The organism is Oleiphilus sp. HI0043, assembly GCF_001634935.1.
The window spans coordinates 1-1,583 of the sequence record NZ_LWEY01001561.1 but is presented as its reverse complement, the minus strand read 5'-3'; the positions used below and the strand labels follow the sequence as shown (position 1 = coordinate 1,583).

Below are 1,583 nucleotides of genomic sequence, written 5' to 3'. Positions count from 1 at the left end.
AGACCTCTAGTGGTCTTTGGTTTCAGCTTTATGTCGGCTTGGTGGCGCTTTTGTTGGTGACGGTGTTGTTATATCTATCGAAAGGCATGACTAAGCGAAAAGGGAAGGCGCTATGCTAAAGAAATCTTTACTGTTTGTATTGCTAATCGCCCTATCGCTCACGGCAATTGTTCAGCTTGGTAGTGGTGCCAAAATAGCGGCTAAAGCCTGGTTAAGTCAGTATTTGATCGAACAGGCTTGGTCGCGAACTTTGCTAGGCGAAGAGCGAGTTCGCCCCTGGCCCTGGGCTGACACCTGGCCGGTTGCAGAGCTAAGTGTGCCCAGCCTTGGTGTTCNACAAGTCGTACTTCATGGTGATAGCGGGCGAGTATTAGCGTTTGGGCCGGGTATGAATGATTATGTCGATGGTGGCCTGGGTTTAGATTTTAGTATTTTGAGTGGCCATCGAGACACCCATTTCAGGTTTTTAAAAGATCTGAAGTTAAATGATGTGTTTGTGATTACAACTGCAGATGGCAAGCGCAGTGACTATCAAATTATTAATACGGAGGTGGTTAACCAGAATTGGTTACTCCCGGAATTGGAGCCATCGGTTGAGAATTTGATGATACTCGCGACTTGCTACCCGTTTGATACCTTAACAGCCGGGGCTGAAGAGCGGTTTTTAGTTTTTGCGATACCGCTTAAGAATAGGCCCGTTAGCTAGTGCCTCAAACGAATGGGAGCTTACTCCTTATCTTTGGATGTACACTCCGCCAAGCTGGCATCCATCTTACAGCGGATCTTTCTAAACAAGGTGAGGGCTTTGCGGTTATAAACGCCTTCTTCTCGTAGCGCAATGCGGCTTTTTCTAAAGAACTCGTTCCATTTGTCTTTGGTTTCTTGGGAAATATTGATCCAGTACTTTTTAGGAATGGTTTGCTCGCTTTCTACAATTTTTTTAATTTGAGCCGGGTACTTATTTGTCATCAGGTCACGAGATTTCTGACCAAAGCCCTCAGGTACTTTTTTCCAGCGAAGGATCAGTTGCATGGTTATTTGTAGCTTTGGCCAATTAATGATGCCTCCATTCGGCGCGAGGCCTTTGTACATCTCCATTGGTTCATATGCCAGGGCAGGTGCTCCGGTGACATCGACGGCGCGGTTGTTAAATTTTTGCAGGGCATTACGAATGCCAGATGCGACGGGTGTCATACCTATTCGAGTTGCGATATGTGCGGTCTCCGGGGCGTTATCGAGCACGGTAATACGCTTTCCTGACAGGTCTTTCGGGGCATGAATGTTCTTATCATTTACAAATAAGAATACAGCGCCAATGGGCGCAATACCGACGATTTCGTAATCCCCTTTGCGCATAATCTTTGCACCTCTCGGGCTGCTTATCGATTTAATAGCCATGCCTAGATGTTCATAGGTTGGCAGCGCGCCTAAAGCGTTTAGAGAGCCGGTAAAATCATTGTATTCACGTGCCCGAATGCCTGGCAGGTTGAGCATGTCGCATACGCCATTTTTGAATTCTTCTGAGGCGACCCGGTCATCGGTATAGAGCTTGAATGAAAGGTCAACACCCCAGCGAACCGCGT

Annotated in this window: 2 protein-coding genes; one reads left to right on the top strand and one right to left on the bottom strand. The window is 47.1% G+C overall.

Going from position 1 to position 1,583, the window contains the following annotated elements; genetic code table 11:
- The first annotated feature begins 112 nt into the window (after positions 1-112).
- Positions 113-706, top strand: a complete 594-nt coding sequence (locus A3729_RS23285; protein WP_068634341.1) for a class GN sortase — start codon at positions 113-115, stop codon at positions 704-706.
- Between the two features lie 20 nt (positions 707-726).
- On the opposite strand, the gene A3729_RS33380 is transcribed toward A3729_RS23285, so the two are convergent.
- On the bottom strand, positions 727-1,583 hold an 857-nt coding region (locus A3729_RS33380), incomplete at its 5' end, for a putative solute-binding protein (RefSeq protein WP_068634340.1).